The sequence below is a fragment of the Planctomicrobium aquicomposti genome, assembly GCF_051466325.1.
GTDB lineage: Bacteria > Planctomycetota > Planctomycetia > Planctomycetales > Planctomycetaceae > Planctomicrobium.
The window spans coordinates 2967779-2988707 of the sequence record NZ_CP195792.1; the positions used below are offsets into that span (position 1 = coordinate 2967779).

Genomic DNA, 20929 nt, shown 5'->3' on the forward strand with positions numbered 1-20929 from the left:
AACTGCCCGCGGGCACCGGTCTGGAGAGCCGGTCCTGCCTGGTCTTTGCTGAATTCGCCGCAGCGAAAGTGCGCTGGACGTCTGTCTTTCAGACCAGAACTAGAGACGCGACCGGGACAGGAATCAGTGTCCGCAGCAGTCATCGAGTTACGGAACAAAACAGCTCTTCTGGGTGAATTCGACTGATTCTTGATGCGAACGCTGACCTTCCTGTCAGTCCTGTCTACAGCTATTCGTAGGTGAGCTGGGCAGTCACCTTACAATCGGCATCAGACGTAAATCTGATCCAATGGGCACTGAACCCCTTCTCGAACTCAAAGGATTGTGGTTCGTTTGCTTTCAGCGTGAATTCTCGCCAACGATGCCAACCTGTGAGGTAGTCGATTTCAAGCTCCGCGGAAATTGTGACATCGCGATCACTCTGCAGAAGAAGAGTTTTCTTGTCGTATCCTGTCATCAGGTAAGGATCGGAAGGAGCATTTGCGGTGACCGCGGTCTCTTTCCACGGGCCGCCCACGCCGCAGGGTCGGCCAAGCTTCCAGAGATCATCGATGGCGCCGAGCCACAGGCGTGTCGACTGGTCGTCTGAAACAACGACATGGTTCCCTGGAAGTACATCCGGTTGAAGTCCGCTCAGGACCAGCAATCCGTTCCAGCTGCAATAGTCCGTGATATTTTTCGAATGGCTGGCGACAGGCCGCAGCTGCTTCCAGGAATACAGCGGGCCATTCCGCAGGAGGGGAACCTCATAAAATGTTCCGTGGACATGTGAGAGGGAGCGCTCCGATTGAACTTCTCTCGTCGAGCGGACCGTGTTCGAGCGAACAAGACGATCAAACTTCGCATCTCCCTTCGGAAGCCGGAGTCGCTGCTTGCCATCGATGAGAATCACCGATGCGTCATCCACATCGAAATGGGTTCGGGGGGCGAGAAGACCGGCGAGCCCTTTTTCCGCCTGGGCGGGCTGAAACCGCAAGTCCGCTTTGGTCAGCTCGACAACATCTCCCTGAGGCTTCAACACCTGCAGGTTTCGATTTTCCTTCGCAGGATAAAGAAGAGGTCCTTGCTCGGCGTGCTCTGCAATTGAGGGCAGAGCTGCAAACAGTTCATCGCTTCCTTCAGCGCCCAAGGGGTGCCGGCTCGGAGTTGTCAGGTGGAGCATCGCCGTGGCGACACAATCACGATCGGTTTTCAGGCGGAGCCAGGTGGCCTTCTCGTCGGCAGGGAAGTGGAATGTTGTGAGCCGATCCGAATGGACCGGAACGCGGGCCAGTTCTTCCCATTTTCCATTCCCGGCCCGATCGACTTCGACAGTAAACTGGATCTCCTGCGGAGCTTCCGACCGAACACCACAGTGCAAGACCACCTGTGAGAATCCCGCGACTAAAAAAGGAGCGGATGGAGTCTGAGCGGGAATGGGATCATTCGCCCACGGTCCCCCATACGCACTGGCAGGCCCCCAGGTAGACAAATCATCCCAGCTTCCAAACCACAGATTGGACTGGGGTTGGCCGGCTAACGGATTTCCTTGAATACTGGTTTCATCGCTCGCGAGCACGAGCCGACCGTTCCAATCGCAGAAGTCGGGAATATAGCGGAGATGCGACCCGATCGGGCGGAGTCCTGCCGTATTGTTCGAACTGAATGTCGGGGGAAATTCATAGAACATCCCGTGCATATCCATCATCCAGCGACCGTTGCCCACTTCCCGAATGCGAGGCCACTCGGTGTACCAGCCGTGCCGGGCATCATTACACCAGGCCGCCTTGGGCAGCAGGTAAGTGAACCAGGTCCCGTTTTCCAGAAGCTTCAGACGCAGGCTTCGCTGATCCCAGCCGATGGCCCAGACAGGTTCTTCATCGGTCCTGGCCCCGTAAATTCCTCCCGGGCCGGTGACGTCCGTAAACTGTCGGCGCTCGACGATCGACCACTGATCGCCATTCCATTCCGCCAGAACGCCCGCTTCGCTTTCATGGCGAGAAACGTCTCCCGCTAAGAACTTGTGCTTGCCAGTACCAACCGGTAGTTCTCCATTGTTCGTCACGATCAATCGCCCTTGTGACGTATATCCTCCTTTCCCGTGCCAACCGGGAACCGGTTTCTGGAACAGCCTGCGGGCCGCCAACGTATGAACGTTCGCTTCCCAGATGCTTCCTTCCATATCGATGTAGTACACCTGGTTCGCGGGATCGGTCAGATGACGGGCAATGGCGGTGATGCGAATTGGCATGACTTGCGGGGAGATGGCGCGCACTTTCCCCTCCTCATCGATGAGATAGGGACCAATCAGCAACTGACGTGACTCCCGGTGAATCATTCTCCCGGCCGGCGTTCCTCCCACGCTCTCGGGATGAATGGTCATCTTCAGTTCTCGATCAATGGAGAACAGTTTGTGTTCACTTCCTTTTGGCTTATGAGGGGCGTAATTGAGCATCCATAATTTCCCACCCCAGGGAACAACCGCGCCAATTCCACATTCCTCGTGCCCCTCGATGTGGTGCGCTCCCCCCTGGCTGTAAATGCCATACGTCGTCAGGTGCGGATAGACTCCGCTGATTTGTCGGAACGAAGGGACTTCTTGCGACGTGGGCCGCAAGACCTGGTGCAGTTTTGAAAGTTCTGCCCGGGATTCCGACTCTAAAACAAATTCCGCTACGGACTGGGCCAGGCCTCGTCCAACTTGCAGGTATCCGTCCGGCGTACTGTGTGGAGTATTCCAGGGCGTTTCGAGTGTGACGGAAATGACGCCGGGTCGACTGTGAGCTGAAACCCAGTTCTTACTGATCGCTTTCCAGTTTCTATCGTACTTCGATCCGGATTCACGAACTTCCCCCTGAAAGTCCAGCGGCTCATTCATGCGTTTGCGGGCGATGGCGAGAAAGCGGTTCAGCTGAGTTTCGCTTTCCGCACTCAGAAGGTTTTTGGCAGGAATAAAGAAAAACGGATGGCGGCTCTGTGCATCCGGATTTTGGAGGTCGATGAAGACTGCAAAGTCTTCCTTCTGATTCATTTCCCGAATCAGATTCTGAGCGGACTCCACACTTCTCCAATAGGGCTGATCGGTCCAGTCACGATTGTGATCCTGAGGGAGTGCTCCCTTGCCGCCCGCCCCCTGTTCGACATGGTCAATGTCCATAATGGGCACAATGACGATATCAGCCTTCCGGCGGAGCGCGACCGCATCGGGATCATCGGAAAGGATCCAATCGACAACGCCTTCGCAAACCCAGCTGGATCCGGCTCCCCAGGCGTGCTGCCGCGCCTGAATCCAGATCCCCTTCCGGTCCTTGTCGCTGACGCCCGGTTCCCGAATCCGCAACGCGGGCGTCGGATGCCCAGATCGAGTCGTCGCCAGATTGAACTCCGTGACCCAGTTCCCTTTTTGTACTGCCTTGTCAACCAGCTGTCGGGCAGTTTCAGAGAGGTAAGGGGGGCCCCAGGCGAACCAGGCCTCCGCGGAATCGACCTGCACCTGAAAGGAAATCCGTTTGGGGTCTGCGGCTGATCGGACTCCCGGAGAAGACTGTTTCCAGGTTCCATCCGACGATCGATAGAAGCAGTGGTCGGGGGTCGCCCAGTCTCCATCCCCTACATCCAATGTCAGCATTTCCCCGGGCTCGATCCCAGTGACTTTGATGAGCCACCAGCACGCCCAGCCCTGATCCCGATATGCCGTCGGTTGAAAGCGGATTCGACGCTGCTGCTGGTCGATCTGATCGACCTGACCTGATCCGCCGGGAAAGTCTGAATCCACTTTCAGGCGATGAGCCTCGTTCCGATCTTCAGAGCGAACCTGGGAACAGACCGCGAGCAGCCCGACACAGATAAAGAAACAAATCCTTTTCACACGGTCCCCACTGATTAGCGCCAAGTTCAACAGTTCACCTGTCCTCTCACTTATTTCAAACAACAAGACCAGGAACAACGCTCTCGCCGAATTGGGGCTGCCCCGACAAGTCTCCTTGCCCCGGCCCTCTCCGGACTACTTTACTTCGCGCCCCAGCAGGTTCTCATCCCAAACGCTCACCCGAAAGGATGTCAACTGCTCCTCCCTTGGCAGAAAAATAAGAATCAAATCAAGAACGCTGAGAAAACACAAGACAGGGTGGACGACCGGTGACAGGCGGCCAAGAGGAATTGAGGACCATTGATCGCCTGAGGCCCTGCTGAAAGGACCTTGGGTTGTTGCATTTGACCTAACGCCGCAGGGCGTAGGCCAGCACCCGGAGCGCGGCTTCCACGAACAGGCTGCGTTCCCGCCTTGCCGTGAGTGTTGATCCCGTTGTCCATTTCAGACCGCTCAGGAACGATTCCACCAGCCAACGCCGGCCGTAACCTTTTTCCTTCAGCGTCTAAGAACGTGTTTGAAAAATCAGTTTTGAAGCCGAGTGAGGCGTTTGCTCATCAGGTTGATCATGGCGATGTCGGTCACCGTTTCACTCGACTCGGGTGTTCGTTCGTAGTCTCGGGAGTGTCGTCGATAGCGGGCCAGCCAGGCGAAGGTCCGCTCCACAACCCACCTTTTCGGCAAGACCACTAACTTCTTTTGCCCAACTGGCCTGAGGACAACCTGCAAGACCCAACCGAATGTCTGCCGAACCCACTTTGGCAGTTCCTTACGCCCATAGGCTGAGTCGGCAAATAAAACCTTCAATCTGGGACAGACCTGCCTCAACTTCATCAACAGAAAGCAGGCTCCGTCGTGATCCTGCCAGTACGCTCCGTGCACGACCAAGGCCACGATCAGGCCCAGCGTGTCGACGGCAATGTGCCGCTTGCGACCTGTGATTTGCTTGGCCCCATCGTATCCCCGCTCGAATCCCCCTTCTGCGGTCCGCACGGACTGACTGTCCAGAATCGCCACGCTGGGACGTTTTTTCTTTCCCCAAGCCCGGCGGAGCTGTTCCCTCAGGTGCCGGTGAATTTGTTCCCAGAGACCACTGCGAACCCATGGTCGGTAAATGCCATAGACCGTACTCCAGTTGGAAAAATCGCCAGGGAGCAATCTCCATTGGCAACCGGTTCTGACCACGTACCAGATGGCATCCAAAACCCACCGCCGATCGATGGGAGGACGCCCCCGACGGGAAGGTTGGGGAAGGTATTTCCGGATCAGTTGCCATTGCTCATCCGAGAGATTGCTGGAATACTTCGTCCTCAACACGGCTGCGGCTCCTTCCTTGGATTGCCAAGATGTTCGCAAGGGAGCCGTAGCCGTTTTTTCAATTCATCGCAATTTCAAAACACGTTCTAAGAAAGATACAAAAATGAGCTGGATTGACTATTTCGAAAATGCAATGAGGTAGTTTCACAACCCTTTGATGATGGTGTACAGGCAGGCTAAGTGAACGAAGCCTTCGAACAGTTCGGCGTAGTATTCCCAGCGAGTGATCAATCGGCGGCAGTTCTGCAGCCAACTGAAAGTGCGCTCAATTCGGTATCGGCGTTCGTATCGCCGCAATGCTCGACCGTCCTGCAGTCGAGGCTTGGTTCGTTTGTCTCGGTGCGGGCAGATCAGTTCGATGCCACGGGACAGAAGATGTTCCCTCAACCAGTCGGCATCGGCAGCTTTATCGTACAGCAGGCGACGCGGCTTGCCGTGTGGAGGGCATTGATCAATCAATGTTTGGATCGTGGTCACCTCGCTGTAATTGGCAGAGGTGGTATATGCCGAGAGTGGAATGCCTCGTCCATCAGTCAGGAGGAGGATGCGGGTTCCGTTGCCACGATGACAACGTCCCACGTCGTCACCCCTTTTTTTGCCCGTGAAAACGAGCCATCACCGATCGCTTCTTCCCAGTCGATGCCACGTCGCTGTAGCAGCTTGCTGAGCAATCGATCCCAGGCTGCACGAAAGACCCCGTTTCGAGTCCAGTCACGATGGCGTCGCCAACAGGTGACTGGTGAGGGGTATCGTTCTGGTAAATCTTTCCAACGGGCCCCTGTAATCAGTACCCACAGAACGCCTTCCAAGCACTCGCGGGAGGAACGCGAAGGCCTACCCCCACGCGGTCCCACCGGCAGATCCGGGAACAGGTCTGCAATTAGAAGCCATTGTGCGTCAGAGAGAAAGGGCTTCGGGGCCGTCCTGGACCCTGTCTTGTTGGGCCGACGGCGTGTCGGCCACGAAGGCAGGGTAATGAGCATGAGTGTCTCCTTTCACCCTGCTCATAAGCACATCCCTTGCCAATCCTGTTCAGTAATCTAAAGGTTATGAAACTGGCTCATATCTCGATTTGGACCCGATGCCCCAAACTCACATATGATCCAGAGATTAAGAGATATTGCCGATGGCAAAATTCGACCTTCGCAATATGACCTGAATTTTTACAGCCATGAACTACGCGAATCGGTTCGATATCGTAGACTTGGATACAAATCTGGTGTTCCTGAGAACCCCGAAGCAGCCTTTAAATTATGGGAAAACACACACGCTGCCACACTAGAGGATTGTCGATTGCACGAGCTAGACGCGAATCGCAATCGAACTCTTTACCATCCAGATGTGTGGAATTATTTCAAATAACTCACAGGGACCCCAAAGTATGAATGATATCAAAATCCAGCTGCTTCAGGCGGTCAGCAATCACAATGGCGAGTGGAGTTGGTACCAGCTCGCACGCATAATTGATGCCAGTAGACTGCCCCGCGGAGTAACATTGATGACGCTAGTGAATGAGCTTCTACAAGACGAATACATCACAGAATCTACAGGGCCGAACCCAGGCCAGCCTCTTTATTCGATCACCAAACGTGGTCGAGAAAAGTCCGAGAAAGAGGGCATCATTTAAAAAAAACGACTGACGGCGTAGTCTGTTCCAAATTTGGACATCTAATGCGATAAAAGCGACATAGCTCCGGATTCATCGGCATGAAGCAGCCCCCGACCTTTTTACCTTTTTTGGCGATTTCTGAGCTAGCTGATGCCTTGCTTTCGCCGGTTACGCCATGGAGCTATTTAGATGTGGCGGGTAACCGGCTTGGCGTGACACTGTGAAAGTCATGTCGGATTGATTTGACCAGCTTTACACGACTTCTACGGCACATGGTCTCCCGGTTTGTCAGCTGGCGTGGGCATTGGTTACGCTGCCGGCCCGACCACGGCGGAAATGCAGCTGTATCAGTCCAATCGGCAGCTCTTTGATGTGTACCAGCAGTTGGGGGTCAGGAACGACATCGCAGCCGGCTGGTTGCCCTATGAATACCAGACTGCCGCGCAAGCGCTGAACAGCGAGTACCACGTCACGACCCGTGCGCTCGGAGCAGTGCAGGCAGCGGGTTCGGCAGCAGAACTGCTGGGGCTGGAGCGCCGTCGCCACCGGCGGCGCCGACCTCCCGTGGATTGCTCTGCCGGCAGCGTATGCGACCGACAACCTCTGGGCGGGCCTCTCCACCGCTTGGACAGGCCAATCGACAGCCACTTTCACCAATAGCGGCCTGGCCTACTACGGCGGCCAAGAGTTCGCCGACAACATCGAGTTCTACGGAAACATCGCCGTTGCTGGCTACGCCGGGTTCAAAGGCCTCACGGCTTTTGATAATGTAACTCAACCGATGCCTAGAGGCCGGATGCCTACGGGCGGTGGATGGGACGGAGATGCGGGAGCCTTCAACCGCTATCGGGCAATCATTGAGGCAGACGACATTTCCGTACTTTCCAAAAACGCAAATTTACCTTCGAATGTGACCGAGTCGGTCAAGCGTCATCTATTTGTAACAACGCATCGCCTTGCAGTAGGGCCCAATGAATGGAAGACGATGCGATTTTATCCCAGCGATGAAATCGCGGATATATGGGAGGCCGCTTCACGAGGTGAGGGAATTCCCGCCTTCCGACACCTAGTCGGACATGAGTACTTAGAAAACACTCTGATGAAGCATCTTAACGTTCCATATTACCCTGCCGACCCTGACTCTTGGCGACTTGATTTCGATGGGTTCTGGGAACCTCAGCCAAGTCACGAACTCTTCGGAGCTCACGACCTGTCTCCGAGCCCATGGACCGGGGACCTAAACCCTCAACAACTCCAACGGTGGAAAACTTTTCAAGGCGGATAATATGCCCACACTTACCTGCCACGAAGGTCTGGCTAGGCTTGAGAAAATTTCCGCGGATTTTGACGACAGTCAATCTGAGAAATACGCTGCGTTGGTTAGAAGGTTCATTAACGGGATGGAAATCTACCTGACATCCCGGGGTTTGCCATTAACCACACCATTTAATAGCATACCTGCGAGCCACGGCGTGGATCTGCCAGAGGACATTTCTGGCAGACTCAATGCTTTTTTGGATGGCAAGAAGGAGTATCCACCTACTGTCAAGAAAGTCTGCCGCTGGTATTTATTGGAATTGTTGGCAATTGAATTGAATCTCGCCCAAGGTGATTCCAGCGTGTACGAGCCACTCATTGAGTTGCTAGAGCTGGGTGGGGATTTCTACCAGCACCACGGGTGGATCTGTATCAGGGATGCAGCCACCGTTACCATAAGGCGAGCCTAGCCAACCGGAGTGTTTTCGGACCCATGCAGAAATGTAGACGCCCTAAGCATTTGATCCAGTAGAGTGAGTCGGGGAAGTCGAGCCCGGCCATTATTTGCTGTACTGGTGGCTTCCACACAGGCCGAGTACCTCGACAGGGACGTCACTGCTGGTCACAATCGGTCTGGCGGGTTCTAGACCGCTGAGGTCGGGGTTGGCATCGGAATCGGGGTCTTAGGCTGGAATGCGGCGGCAGGGGCCATGCTGTCCGGTGCGAGAGGCACCTCCCTGCTGGCTGGGTGCCCGGGTTGAGTGAGTGAAACCTTGGGTGCCACCGGCTCTGTGAGCCGTGCGAGCGCGGAGTGGACGAGGATCACCCCCCCCAGCGCAAACACGAGGAGGATGTGAATGCCAACTTCCCACCCCAAGCGTCGCCGGGCGATCAACGAGCCAGGGCATGCCCATTTCCTCACGTTCTCCTGCTTCCGTCGCTGACCGCTGCTCAACAAAGTCCGGCCACGGCAGTGGGTGGTCGATGCCTTGCAGCAACTTCGAGAACAGCAGCAGGTTGCCTTGTGGGCAGATGTGATCATGCCCGAGCATGTTCACATTCTACTGGATCCCCGCGAACCGGATTACGAAATGCGACGGATTCTGGCAGCCATCAAGTCACCGGTCTCCCGGCAGGCGAAAGCGTTCTTGCAAGCTGCCGGGGAAGTGGATTGGCTCCAGCGACTGACGGTGCATCGAGGGGGCCGGACGGTGTTCCAGTTCTGGCAAGCAGGAGGGGGATATGCTCAGAACCTGTGGAACGACCGACCAATTCAGGCGGTCCTTGGGTACATCCACGCGAATCCCGTGCGGCGGGGGCTGGTGGGGCGACCGACGGATTGGAAATGGTCGAGTGCCCGCGCCCATGCGGGAGACATGGATGTCCCACTCCGAATGGACCCGGTGGACCTGTCATGAACGGCCCACGACATCCGGCACGGCTCGCAGAGCCGATCGCACCCGAAATGAATGTCAACCCGGGCATCCGGCCGTTGGAGCCCACGCGGGCGGTGAATTCCTCCTGTGTGATCATGCCACGGGAGTACTCGTACGTGGCAACCAATCTGTCATAGTGACCAGCCGTGAAGATGTTGGCGACCGTTGTGCCGGCGTAGTTGAGGTAGTAGTCTCCCAGTGAATCCTGGTAGTACTCGAAAGCCTGGCCTAGCGAGCTGGAAGCCCGATGGTCCAATGGATCTCCAGTGAGTTCGTAGTTGAGGCAATCTGCCGTACTTCGGATCAGGTCCCACCTCCTTTCGGGATGGAGCGGTGGGCTGCTTCGGCTGGTCAAAGGGGCATGTTTTATTGATTTGATGTATTTATTGAATGATATGATAAGTCACGATATCCGGAGATACTATCCAAACGCAAGAATATAGACTGACAATCAATTAGCGTTGACTCTCCAATAAAGAGCACTCTTGTTTTGTCGTCTTGCCTTGTCACATAGAGATTGCCGACATTGTCAAGTCCCCACCCTTGAATCGACGCGTTTCTAATGTCAATTAGTGAAATTGTAATCTGGGCACGATTGAAATTCTCTGCCAGCCACTTTTTTGGCGGGTTGTCTGGAAATGTATGTATATCTAAGCGAAATGATATTCTTGGCCCGTCTTGGAAAAAAGTTACTTCATGCAGTCGTACGCTGGTTGATTCTGGGGTGTTAGTATAGAGGTTTCTGATCGATATGAGCCAGTTTCATAACCTTTAGATTACTGAACAGGATTGGCAAGGGATGTGCTTATGAGCAGGGTGAAAGGAGACACTCATGCTCATTACCCTGCCTTCGTGGCCGACACGCCGTCGGCCCAACAAGACAGGGTCCAGGACGGCCCCGAAGCCCTTTCTCTCTGATGCACAATGGTTTCTGATCGCGGATCTGTTTCCTGATCTTCCGGTGGGCCCCCGTGGAGGACGCCCTTGGCGATCTTCTCGTGAGTGCTTGGAAGGCGTTCTGTGGGTACTGATTACAGGGGCCCGTTGGAAAGATTTACCAGAACGATACCCCTCACCAGTCACCTGTTGGCGACGCCATCGTGACTGGACTCGAAACGGGGTCTTTCGTGCAGCCTGGGATCGATTGCTCAGCAAGCTGCTACAGCGACGTGGCATCGACTGGGAAGAAGCGATCGGTGATGGCTCGTTTTCACGGGCAAAAAAAGGGGTGACGACGTGGGACGTTGTCATCGTGGCAACGGAACCCGCATCCTCCTCCTGACTGATGGACGAGGCATTCCACTCTCGGCATATACCACCTCTGCCAATTACAGCGAGGTGACCACGATCCAAACATTGATTGATCAATGCCCTCCACACGGCAAGCCGCGTCGCCTGCTGTACGATAAAGCTGCCGATGCCGACTGGTTGAGGGAACATCTTCTGTCCCGTGGCATCGAACTGATCTGCCCGCACCGAGACAAACGAACCAAGCCTCGACTGCAGGACGGTCGAGCATTGCGGCGATACGAACGCCGATACCGAATTGAGCGCACTTTCAGTTGGCTGCAGAACTGCCGCCGATTGATCACTCGCTGGGAATACTACGCCGAACTGTTCGAAGGCTTCGTTCACTTAGCCTGCCTGTACACCATCATCAAAGGGTTGTGAAACTACCTCATGTGCTTTTCGGTATAGTCGATTCCACGATGTGTGATGCTAATTCGTTCTGTCGTAAGGTTGCGAATTGCTCCTCCCGCATTTGCCGGATCAAATTCGCGACCGCTAATCGGCCTGGTCTGCCTTTGAAAACCTGATCCAGATGGTATGAAGGTTTCCAGCGGCCCCGGAGGGGGCGAAGGAGACCTTGAATGACGACGAAGCGAAGGAAGCGGCATACGCCCGAGCAGATTGTCAAGAAGCTGCGGGACGCCGAAGCGATGCTGAACGCCGGCCAGGACGAAGCTGCGGTACTGCAGGCTCTGGAGATCAGTTCGGCGACGTACCTGCGGTGGAAGAACCAGTACGGCGGAATGAAGTCCGAGGAGGCCAGGCGCCTCAAGCAACTGGAAGACGAGAACAAGCATCTCAAGGAAGTGGTCGCTGAGCTGACCTTGGACAACCGGATGCTGAAGCATCTTCAGCAGGGAAACTGGTAAGCCCTTCTCGAAAGCGAGCCGCTGTGAAGGAACTGCAGCAGACGTTCGAGGTGTCGGAGCGCAGGGCCTGCGAAGTGGTTGATCAACCGCGCAGCAGCCAGCGTTACGAGTCACAGCCTCGGAGTGATGAAGGCCCCATGACCAGACGGATGCGGGAACTGGTGGGGCGTCGTCCCCGGTTCGGGTACCGCCGGATCGGGAGTCTGTTGCGGAACGAAGGGTGGCGGGCCAGCGATACGCGGGTGTATCGCCTGTGGCGTCGGGAAGGGCTGAAAGTGCCGAGAAAGCGGCGGAAACGCCGCGGCCTGGGAGTCAGCGAGAACGGCTGCCAGCGCCGGAAGGCCGAGCACCAGGACCACACGTGGTGCTGGGACTTCGTGTTCGACCGGACAGCGAACGGGAGTCCACTGAAGTGGCTGAGCATAGTGGATGAGTACACCCGGGAGTGCCTGGCGCTCAAGGTGGCCCGGAGCCTGACCAGCGAAGATGTGATCGACACGCTGGCGGAGTTGTTTGCAATGCGGGGCGTGCCCCAGGCCATTCGTAGCGACAATGGGCCGGAGTTCGTGTCCAAAGCGATTCGGGGCTGGCTGGGCCGACTGAAGATCCAGTCGCTGTCCATTGCTCCGGGAAGTCCCTGGGAGAACGGTTACGCGGAGAGCTTCCACAGCCGGTTGCGAGACGAGTTCCTGGGGCTGGAAGAATTCGAGAGCCTGTCGGCAGCAAAGCGTCTGACCGAGGCGTGGAGAGAGGATTATAACCATCACCGACCGCACAGCTCACTGGGGTATGCGACCCCGGCCGAGTACGCGGCCCAGTGCTCGGGGACGGTCCCCGGCGCGGCCCGCTGTGCCAGCTGCGTTCGGCCTACGGCCTCACTCCGCCGGCACAGCGGAGATTCCCCAAACAAACCTTCATAGCACCTGGTACAGAAATTTGACGCAGATCAGGCCCTCTTGCACCTTTTGGTGCAATCACATCGTCAGCGCTCTTGCTAATGTTATCAAACGCCGTCAGCCCTTTGAACCCGGCGTACCCCGCGACGGCGAAATTGCCGTAGAACTCGATGTTGTCGGCGAACTCTTGGCCGCCGTAGGAGGCCAGGCCGCTATTGGTGAAAGTGGCTGTCGATTGGCCTGTCCAAGCGGTGGAGAGGCCCGCCCAGAGGTTGTCGGTCGCATACGCTGCCGGCAGAGCGATACAGGGCAGGTCGGTACCCCCCGTGGCGACGGCGCTCCAACCCAGCCCCAGCAGTTCCACCGCCGAACCGACCGTGTATTAATGCTGCAAAGTGGGCACGCCTCGCCCTTGCTCAGTAAGTTAACTCAATTCATGGTCTTGGAGAAAAACAGCTTGCTTAAAATCTGCGGCAACTTTTTTTTCGATTCGCTTCTCTGCAGACTGGAAAAACAGAAAGCTTGCGTCTGATATGCCGAACTGCAATTCACCGGCATTGCACAGCAATTCTTCGATAGACTCATCTGGATTGGACGCAATCAGGAGTAAGTTGTCAATCGTAATGTCGACATCTTCTCCAGTATCTAGCTTGGATTCTAGTTCCCAAATCCAATTCCCAACTCCACCCATTCGAATCAATTGGATTCGATCGCTGCGGCTTAGTGTGGTGTGTCGAAGTATCGACGACAAGAAGTCTTTCAGTGAGAAAGTGTTTGTGCCTTCGAGGCGATCATATATTGCAATCATTCTGAGCCTTCAAGGATATTGGAGCGGTTGTGCTGGTCCACGGTGAAAACCCCCACCCAACGGGTTGCTAGGGTTTGCTGGAGTAAGTATGTGTTGGTGCGGATTTGGATGAACATCTGGAAAGTTGTGATCCGTAAAGTCAAGATCCCTCGTAGGAACTAATCGTCCCTTGGAGTCAAACATCCACTCTCGTGCTTGCGGTTCACTACCATGCGAGCGGGTCGATCTTCCAAGTTGCGTATGCGGGACGTCAACGTCTGGCTGAAGTACCCCGTACTTATTTTTAGGAAGTGCTCGCTGCAAAGCGGCCGAGTTGGAACGAACGTAATTTCCAGTATTTAAGATACCAGTATTTGGAACATTAATTTCACTCGGAAATCCAACACTTCCCAGTTCATCCGTCCAGAGGGATTGGGCACCTCGTCCGAACACTTGAGCGCCGGTGTACAATTCCTGTCCGGCGACAACCGGAGCTCGATACCAGGCAGCCTCTCCGACCGCAGTCCCGCGCATCGCCCGGGCCCCCCAGCAGTGACAGGACACCATTGGCTCCCATCCGGGCGCTGTACTCGTCCGTGGAGATCTGGCCGGTAGAGTAGTCATACGTCGCGGAGCCGTACTCGTACAGTCCAAATGTACCGATGTTCGCTCCGAGCGTGGCGTAATGCTGCCCCAGGTGGAGCTGGCCGGCATCGAAAGCTTGTCCCGTGGAACTGATCACCCGATAGTCCAGCGGATCTCCGGTCAAGGAATAATTGAACAGATCCCCCGTGACCCGGACCGAGTCATAAAATGAGAAGCCCAGCTCATAGGTTCCGCTGCCAAGTCTGGAACCGATATTCCAGGCCCCCTGCTCTAAACCGTCTTGAAATCCCCATATCCACTCACTGAATACGCTCTCTGACGGTGTGAGATTTGTGGCAAATGTTCGGTCGTGTTGCGCAGCAACGATTTTTGCGATTTCAAACTCCTACCAGCCATCCACTGAGGCTCCCCGGTAGCCGTTGTCATACGGCATGGCAGCCCGAAGGCGTTCGGTCTCAATGTAAGCTTCCATGCCCAGATCGCGACTCATAAAGATTCGGTTGTCCGTAAACGGAGAATTGGAGGAACGACTCAGGTTGATTGTCGTTCGCTGCGACAGGTAGGCCTGAGCTTGCTGATCCATCGTCGGAAACGGTCGGGGTCTCTGTTGGTGATCGGGGATGTCGGCATAGGCCCAGGGGTATTTGGATTCCAGATCCGAGTCGAACCCGGAGTGTTCCCAGCTGGCCAATCCAATCCCTCCATAATGAGAACGGGGGATCTGCTGCAGGTGCGGGTTACCGTTGACCGGAGTCAGGCCGCTGCTCGCCAGCTGTTGAGTGGGGAGATTGGGCACCTGCGGGGGAGACGAGTTGAGGACTGGACGGCCGGGGCGGGAGGAACTTGGTTCCAAGACTTCGCTGAGGAAGTACGCTCCGGAGCCCAGTGCAGCGGCTCCGGCCACGCCGGCCGCTGTTCCCGCAACACCCGGCAGGGCTGCCAGGCTGATGGCCGGCAGTACGAGCGAGAACTCCCAGAGGAGAGTTGGCCCCGTGGCCATGGCGTAGGACGCCAGGCTGACCCCCGAGGCCAATCCCGATCCGGCAGCGGTCGCTCGTGTTGTGTCGCTGAGTTCAGGGAACCTATTTCTGTCGGCGGTGCCTGATCTTCAGCACAGGGTGATTCGGACAAGGCGAGTGCTACAGGCGATTCGTCTGACTGACGAAGCCCCCGTGCGCTTCCCAATGGTCTGCCTGGCTCTCGTGTGTTGCACGCGGCAGGGTTGTCCGAAGGTGGCCGCCTACAGAATCCAGCCGCCTCCGAGCACGCGCGGCCCGTCGTAGATCACGACAGCCTGTCCGGGAGCGACGCCAAACTGCGGGTCGTCAAATGTGACACGGAGTTCATCCGCGGCGATCGGCTCGACGAGACAAGCCCCCGGGGCGTGCTGGTAACGGATCTGCGCCGTTGCCCGGAACGAAGCGGCGGGAGCGTCGGTTAGCCAGTTGAGCCGGTTCGCCGTCAACGTCCGACGTCCCAGTTCCTCCCGATTTCCAATCACGACCCGTCGGGTTTGCGGCTCGATCTTCACCACGAAACGAGGTTCCCCAAAGGCGATCCCCAGTCCCCGTCGCTGGCCAATGGTAAAGTGCTGATACCCGGGATGATGACCCAGCACGTTGCCCGCAGTGTCGACAAACTCTCCGGCAGTTTCGGATTCACCCCGGTAGTCTTTCAGGAATCGCCCGTAGTCGTTGTCGGGGATAAAGCAGATTTCCTGGCTGTCGGGCTTGTCGGCGGTGCGGATTCCCGCCTGACGGGCGAGTTCGCGGAGGTGACTCTTTTCATATCCACCGACTGGAAACAGCACCTTACTCAACAGCTCTCTTCGAATTCCAAAGAGGACGTATGACTGGTCTTTGTCGAGATCGTGCCCCCGCACCAATGCCGTCTCCTCGTCCCGCGGTTCCAACTGGGCGTAATGCCCCGTCGCGATGAACTGGGCATCCACCTGTTCAGCGAATTCCCACAGCTTGCCGAACTTCAGCCAGACGTTGCACATGACGCACGGATTCGGCGTACGGCCCGCCAGATATTCGTCCGCAAAGTAGTCTTTGATCTGTCCGAAGGCGTCGCTGAAGTTCAGGGCATGAAACGGGATATCCAGCGCATCCGCCACGCGCCGGGCATCGGCGGCGTCCCCCGCGCTGCAGCAGCCCTGTTTGTGGGAGCGGGCATTCAGAATGGGAAGGCCCCCCGAGTCGATCGAGCATTGATCAACGTCCGTGGCACCGGAGCGCATGAAGAGGCCGATCACCTCGTGCCCCTGCTCTTTCAGCAGCCAGGCAGAGGCGGAACTGTCAACCCCACCACTCATTGCCAATACAACGCGTGCCATGCTTGGGACAATCACCCGGACAATATTCACCGATCCGCGGGCTCATCGCCGGTCGGCATTGACGAATTGGTCACTCCCGGACCGCCTGCCATCGACACAGATGCGTCCAGTCCGGAAGACCGTTATCTTATCCGACTCCCCACCGCCTCGCATCCCTGTCCCGGCAATCGGCATGAACGGCAATTCGATTCGCAATACGGTCGGTTTTTTCATGCAGTTTGTGGCACTAATTCTTCTGCCGCTGTTGATCCTCTGGCAGCTGAATTTCGGCTTTCGGCTCTTGTGGATGCCGATGCTCACCGTCGCGGGAGCGGTCGTGTTCTGGATCGGACACCTGCTGCGCGACAAGGCTCCCTGAACCACTTCACATAAGAGCTGGCCGTGGCGGTCGTGCTGAATTCGCGCCGCGCAGCTGTCGGTGATCTGCCGTCGTGGCGGGAACATCCACGTAAAAAACAGCCCGCCGTCCAGTGAAGACAGCGGGCCTGAATCACAGTTTCAGAACTGAAAAACAGACTTTACTTCGGCACATCAATCTTGATGTGCAGGTCGCGCAGCTGCCGGGCATCGACCGCTGAGGGGGCTCCGAGCATCAAGTCGGAGGCCCGCTGCGTTTTCGGAAACGCAATCACATCCCGAATGTTGTCGCTGCCGGCGAACATCATGATCCAGCGGTCGAGACCCAGTGCGATCCCCGCATGCGGCGGTGCCCCGTAGCGAAGCGCCTGCAGCAGGAAGCCAAAGCGGTTTTCAGCTTCTTCCGGAGAAATCTTCAACAGGTCGAACACCTGCTGCTGGATAGCAGGATCGTGAATACGGACGCTGCCGCTGGCCGACTCGTAGCCGTTGCACACGAGATCGTAAGACTGGGCGCGGATCTTGGAAGGATCCGTCTTCAGGTAATCGACGTCGTCCGGGTGCACGGCACAGAACGGATGATGCTCGGCATCCCAGCGCTTTTCTTCTTCGTTCCAGGTGACGAGTGGGAAGTCGAGCACCCAGGCACAATTGATCTCGCTGGGATCATACAGCTTCAGATCGCGGCCGAGATGATTTCGCAGGGCGCACAAGGCTGCGCTGGTGACCTTGTTGGAATCGGCCACGTAGAGCAGCAGGTCACCATCTTCGCCTCCCATCCGTTCGACAATCGCTGCCTGCTGGGCATCGTCGAAGAACTTGGCAATCGAAGATTCCAGCTTCCCACCGACGACCTTGAAATAGGCCATTCCCTTCGCGCCGTAGTCGCCGACGAGATTCTTGAAATCGTTGTCGAGAATCCGGCGGCTGTACTTTTCCGCAGCCCCTTTGACGCAGAGACCCCGCACGCGGCCCCCCGAAGCGACGGTGTTCTTGAAAACGCCGAAACTGCTCTCTTTCACGAGGTCAGAAATATCGGTCAGCTTCATGCCGAAGCGGAGGTCGGGCTTGTCGCTGCCGTAGTCTTCCATGACCTGGCGGTAGGTGTACCGAGGGAGCGGCAAGGGGATCTCTTTCCCCTGGATCTCCTTCATCATGCGGGCCACGAGACCGTCGATCATCTGCAGAATATCTTCCTGCACCACGAACGCCATCTCAAGGTCGATCTGGGTGAACTCGGGTTGCCGGTCAGCCCGCAGGTCTTCATCGCGGAAGCAGCGTGCGATCTGCATGTAGCGATCGTAGCCGGCCACCATCAGGATCTGTTTAAACAACTGCGGTGACTGCGGCAGCGCGTAGAAACTTCCTTCGTGCACCCGGCTGGGGACGAGGTAATCGCGAGCCCCTTCGGGCGTGCTCCGCCCGAGGATTGGCGTTTCAATTTCGAGAAAGTTGTTCTCGTCGAAGTAGTCCCGCACGACTTTCGTGATGCGGTGACGCAGGATCATCTTTTCCTGCAGCGCCGGACGCCGCAGATCGATGAACCGATACTGCAGCCGCAGTTCTTCATTAGGAATCGTATCCCCACGGGGTTCGAACGGGGGGGTGCGGCTCTTGTTCAGCACCGTGAGTGCCGAGGCCCGCAGCTCGACATCACCGGTCGCCAGCTTGGGATTTTTGTTTTCATCGCCGCGGGCGACGACTTCGCCTGTGACCTGAATCACATCTTCGTGTCGCAGACCCGCTGCCAGTTGCTGGATGTCACTGACACCGTCGAGTCGAAAAGCGATCTGCGTGATTCCGTAGCGGTCCCGGAGATCGATGAACACCACGCCACCGTGGTCGCGGTATTTGTCGACCCAGCCGCAGAGTGTCACGGTCTGACCGACATGATCGAGGCGAAGTTCACCGCAGGTTTGAGTGCGTAACACGAAAGAATTCCCGGTATTGGCAGCCGTTTGGAGAGCACGACACCGCGAATTCGTGTGGAGTTCGGCTCTCCCGGCAAAATGGAAGTCGGCATTATAGAAGACGTTGAAACTCTCACAACGGCGAGTTGAAATTTGAGCTGTCGGGTCGAAGTGCTCTGCAACTCGCCCAAAATCGCTCAGGTTTCCCCGCTCCCAGGCATTTTTCCGCTGCCGGTCAGGGCCGGGCGGAAGGTTCCCCGGCAGGGGCCGGACCGGCCTGATTTCCAGACTCCGGGACCGCAAACAGCACCAACCGGGACTTCCGGTCGATTCCGACAAGTCCACCGGTCGCCGGATCAGCGGCGATTCCCTGTCCGAAGAAGGGAGCCGACCGCGTCGACAGATGGGTCAGCACTGTTCCGTTCTCGGGAAGCTCCAACTCATAAATCAACTGTTTGTCGTGGCCAGTCGCCAGGAACCTATTTCCCTGCCAGATTCCCCCCGAAATGCTGCTCTTCCCCAGATCGGAGACGACGCTCGCCGGAAACGTCCATACTCCAGTTTCGGCCCAATCCCGATCAAAACGGACGAGCACGGTTCCGACGTTCTCCGCACCGTATCGTGCGAAAACACACCACCAGCTGCCTCGATCAAAGATCGCCACGGTCAGGCTGCCGTGGGGGGAGCCTTCGAATTTCCGGAAGGTGGAAAGCTTCATCGACTGCGGGTCTAGGACCTTGATTTCGCTCTGCTCCGGGACTTTCGGGTAATTGGAGTGGGCGCAATACAGTTTTCCCTCGAAAAGAAAACCACTGTTCAGATGCGTGGCTGGACCTGTACTCGTGGCGACCCTCTGCTGAGTCTTCCGCGAGTATTTCGCGACGACTTTATTATCGATCACGTAGACGAATTCGTCATCGGCAGCCACAGCCTGCTTCGCTTCCGGAGCGGCGAGGGTTCCGGTCTGGACCCATCCTGGTTGAGGCTCTGCAGCGGGGAGCAGCTGGCCAGTGAACGCGACCAGCAGGCATGCTAATGCCCGTCGACCCCATGCGATCGCTTTCTCCCCAGCGTCATTATTGCCCTTGACAGTAGATCGGCTCACGTTTTGACCCGGTTCCAGACTTCCGAGAGCTTTCATATCCGGCTCCACCCCTTCCGTTCGGCGCCTCTTTTGCACATCTCAGTAAGAGGGATGGTAGCAGGTCTTTCCTCACAGAAGGAAGACGTCGCCACCCCGACTGGAATTCGTTTGCAGCACAGGATTTCAGAAGAACTTGCGATCGGATTGAGCGCTGCAGATGAGTCTTCGCTGCGGCACCTCGTGCAAAATTTCCAAAGGAGAGAGACCATGAAATCCCGTTGTCATCCACCTTGTGTCCAGGGGATGTGGTCGCCACGCAAACAGTCGGAAATCATCGACGAAGCGAGCGATGAATCTTTCCCAGCCAGTGATCCTCCCGCACATACGCCCGTGACCTCCTCGGGAGCCAGGCAGGTCGACCAGCAACCGCCACCGAGAAAAGTAATTTCAGGAAAACGGGACTCGCGTCATCAGTCTTAAAGCTCTTGCCGAATCGATGCTCGTTGCCGATCGTCATCGCTTGATGTGCAGATTCGCGAAACAGCGAGCACATGGGGGCTGCGTGACTCAGGGAGGGATGCACGGAGAGCAGGGGGTTGCTCTGTGTCGGCCTCCTCAATCCACGTGCGGAATGCGGCGATTGATCCCCGACAGAGCAGACATTTTCAAACAGAGTCTTTACAGCCAACGATCCCGTACGACAATGAGAAGTTGAGCCGCCGGCACAACATCAGGACCGCAGGAACTGTTCGCGCTGTGCCGCATCGCCCGGCGTCGTTGAAATCACGGCAAACTGAGGAGAGTGTTTGTTATGCAGGCGACGAGACTCGATGGGTTGCACGTTTTATTCGTCGATGATCGACGAGATGCCCGTTATGTTGTGCAACACATTCTCAAGGATGCAGGAGCTGCCGTGACTGCACTGACTGATGGACAACAGGCGGTGGAAGCGGTCTTGGCGAACACCCCTTTTGATGTTGTCGTGCTCGATGTCAACATGCCGGTCATGGACGGTCTGACCGCAACGCGGAGATTGCGCGAGCAGGGGTATCGCGCACCGATCCTGGCGTTGACCTCCGGCATTCTGGATGCCGATCGGGAGGCCTGTCTGGCTGCCGGCTTTGATGATTATCTCCGCAAGCCGATTGATGGCATCCGACTTGTGAAGATGGTCAGGGAACTGGCTCGGTCCGGCGAGAACGTCGGGAATTAGCCTGTTCGGCCGGGAACGAGAGCAGGTTGCTCTTTCCAGTGCCCGCGCGGCAAGCGTTTCGTGTGATGAAGTGCTCAATTCTGCGTGGCAAGACCGGGTAGTTCAAAGAACAA

The 20929-nt window shown here is 56.6% G+C and carries 14 protein-coding genes and 3 pseudogenes; 7 read left to right on the forward strand and 10 right to left on the reverse strand.

Annotated elements, in window-relative coordinates; genetic code table 11:
• Nucleotides 1-229: 229 nt before the first annotated feature.
• From SH664x_RS11505 to SH664x_RS11520, 4 genes and pseudogenes are all read right to left on the reverse strand, one after another.
• Complete coding sequence (locus SH664x_RS11505) at nucleotides 230-3847, reverse strand: M14 family zinc carboxypeptidase (RefSeq protein WP_437201046.1); 3618 nt, start codon at nucleotides 3845-3847, stop codon at nucleotides 230-232.
• A gap of 525 nt (nucleotides 3848-4372) precedes the next feature.
• Complete coding sequence (locus tag SH664x_RS11510; protein WP_437200909.1) at nucleotides 4373-5164, reverse strand: IS5 family transposase; 792 nt, start codon at nucleotides 5162-5164, stop codon at nucleotides 4373-4375.
• A 144-nt stretch (nucleotides 5165-5308) separates the two neighbouring features.
• Nucleotides 5309-5752 (reverse strand): annotated as a pseudogene (locus tag SH664x_RS11515) (IS5 family transposase); the annotation flags it as partial.
• Nucleotides 5698-6147, reverse strand: coding sequence for a transposase (locus tag SH664x_RS11520; protein WP_437200830.1), 450 nt, complete (start codon nucleotides 6145-6147; stop codon nucleotides 5698-5700). The pseudogene SH664x_RS11515 and the gene SH664x_RS11520, both read right to left, overlap by 55 nt.
• Nucleotides 6148-8059: 1912 nt before the next feature.
• On the opposite strand from SH664x_RS11520, the gene SH664x_RS11525 reads away from it, so the two are divergent.
• Both SH664x_RS11525 and SH664x_RS11530 read left to right on the forward strand, forming a co-directional pair.
• Nucleotides 8060-8500, forward strand: a complete 441-nt coding sequence (locus SH664x_RS11525; RefSeq protein ID WP_437201048.1) for a hypothetical protein — start codon at nucleotides 8060-8062, stop codon at nucleotides 8498-8500.
• A 477-nt stretch (nucleotides 8501-8977) separates the two neighbouring features.
• Nucleotides 8978-9448: a transposase gene (locus SH664x_RS11530; RefSeq protein WP_437207220.1), complete on the forward strand. Its 471-nt coding sequence runs from the start codon at nucleotides 8978-8980 to the stop codon at nucleotides 9446-9448.
• A 384-nt stretch (nucleotides 9449-9832) separates the two neighbouring features.
• Here SH664x_RS11530 and SH664x_RS11535 read toward each other — a convergent pair whose 3' ends face one another.
• The gene (locus SH664x_RS11535; protein ID WP_437207222.1) at nucleotides 9833-10219 is read right to left on the reverse strand and encodes an Imm50 family immunity protein; all 387 of its coding nucleotides are present in this window, start codon (nucleotides 10217-10219) and stop codon (nucleotides 9833-9835) included.
• A gap of 79 nt (nucleotides 10220-10298) precedes the next feature.
• Between SH664x_RS11535 and SH664x_RS11540 the strand changes: the two genes are divergently transcribed.
• The 3 genes and pseudogenes from SH664x_RS11540 to SH664x_RS11550 form a co-directional block, all read left to right on the forward strand.
• On the forward strand, nucleotides 10299-10748 hold the full coding sequence (locus SH664x_RS11540; protein ID WP_437201050.1) for a transposase: 450 nt from the start codon (nucleotides 10299-10301) through the stop codon (nucleotides 10746-10748).
• Nucleotides 10694-11137 (forward strand): annotated as a pseudogene (locus tag SH664x_RS11545) (IS5 family transposase); the annotation flags it as partial. The gene SH664x_RS11540 and the pseudogene SH664x_RS11545, both read left to right, overlap by 55 nt.
• A gap of 200 nt (nucleotides 11138-11337) precedes the next feature.
• A pseudogene (locus tag SH664x_RS11550) lies at nucleotides 11338-12437 on the forward strand (IS3 family transposase); the annotation flags it as partial.
• Nucleotides 12438-12945: 508 nt separating this feature from the next.
• Here SH664x_RS11550 and SH664x_RS11555 read toward each other — a convergent pair.
• The 3 genes from SH664x_RS11555 to mnmA all read right to left on the reverse strand — a co-directional run bounded on the left by SH664x_RS11555 (nucleotide 12946) and on the right by mnmA (nucleotide 16252).
• Entirely contained in the window at nucleotides 12946-13329 is a 384-nt protein-coding gene (locus SH664x_RS11555; RefSeq protein WP_437201052.1) for a hypothetical protein, read from the reverse strand.
• A 970-nt stretch (nucleotides 13330-14299) separates the two neighbouring features.
• Entirely contained in the window at nucleotides 14300-14947 is a 648-nt protein-coding gene (locus tag SH664x_RS11560; RefSeq protein ID WP_437201054.1) for a hypothetical protein, read from the reverse strand.
• A gap of 207 nt (nucleotides 14948-15154) precedes the next feature.
• A complete protein-coding gene (mnmA, locus tag SH664x_RS11565) occupies nucleotides 15155-16252 on the reverse strand; it encodes a tRNA 2-thiouridine(34) synthase MnmA (protein WP_437201055.1) in 1098 nt (365 codons plus the stop codon).
• A gap of 172 nt (nucleotides 16253-16424) precedes the next feature.
• On the opposite strand from mnmA, the gene SH664x_RS11570 reads away from it, so the two are divergent.
• Entirely contained in the window at nucleotides 16425-16610 is a 186-nt protein-coding gene (locus SH664x_RS11570; protein WP_437201057.1) for a hypothetical protein, read from the forward strand.
• A gap of 160 nt (nucleotides 16611-16770) precedes the next feature.
• Here SH664x_RS11570 and aspS read toward each other — a convergent pair whose 3' ends face one another.
• Nucleotides 16771-18540 carry an aspartate--tRNA ligase gene (gene aspS / locus SH664x_RS11575; protein WP_437201059.1) on the reverse strand — a complete coding sequence of 590 codons (1770 nt, stop codon included), beginning with the start codon at nucleotides 18538-18540 and terminating at the stop codon, nucleotides 16771-16773.
• Between the two features lie 214 nt (nucleotides 18541-18754).
• The gene (locus SH664x_RS11580) at nucleotides 18755-19624 is read right to left on the reverse strand and encodes an endonuclease (RefSeq protein ID WP_437201061.1); all 870 of its coding nucleotides are present in this window, start codon (nucleotides 19622-19624) and stop codon (nucleotides 18755-18757) included.
• Nucleotides 19625-20414: 790 nt separating this feature from the next.
• Between SH664x_RS11580 and SH664x_RS11585 the strand changes: the two genes are divergently transcribed.
• A complete protein-coding gene (locus SH664x_RS11585; RefSeq protein WP_437201063.1) occupies nucleotides 20415-20816 on the forward strand; it encodes a response regulator in 402 nt (133 codons plus the stop codon).
• Nucleotides 20817-20929 lie beyond the last annotated feature (113 nt).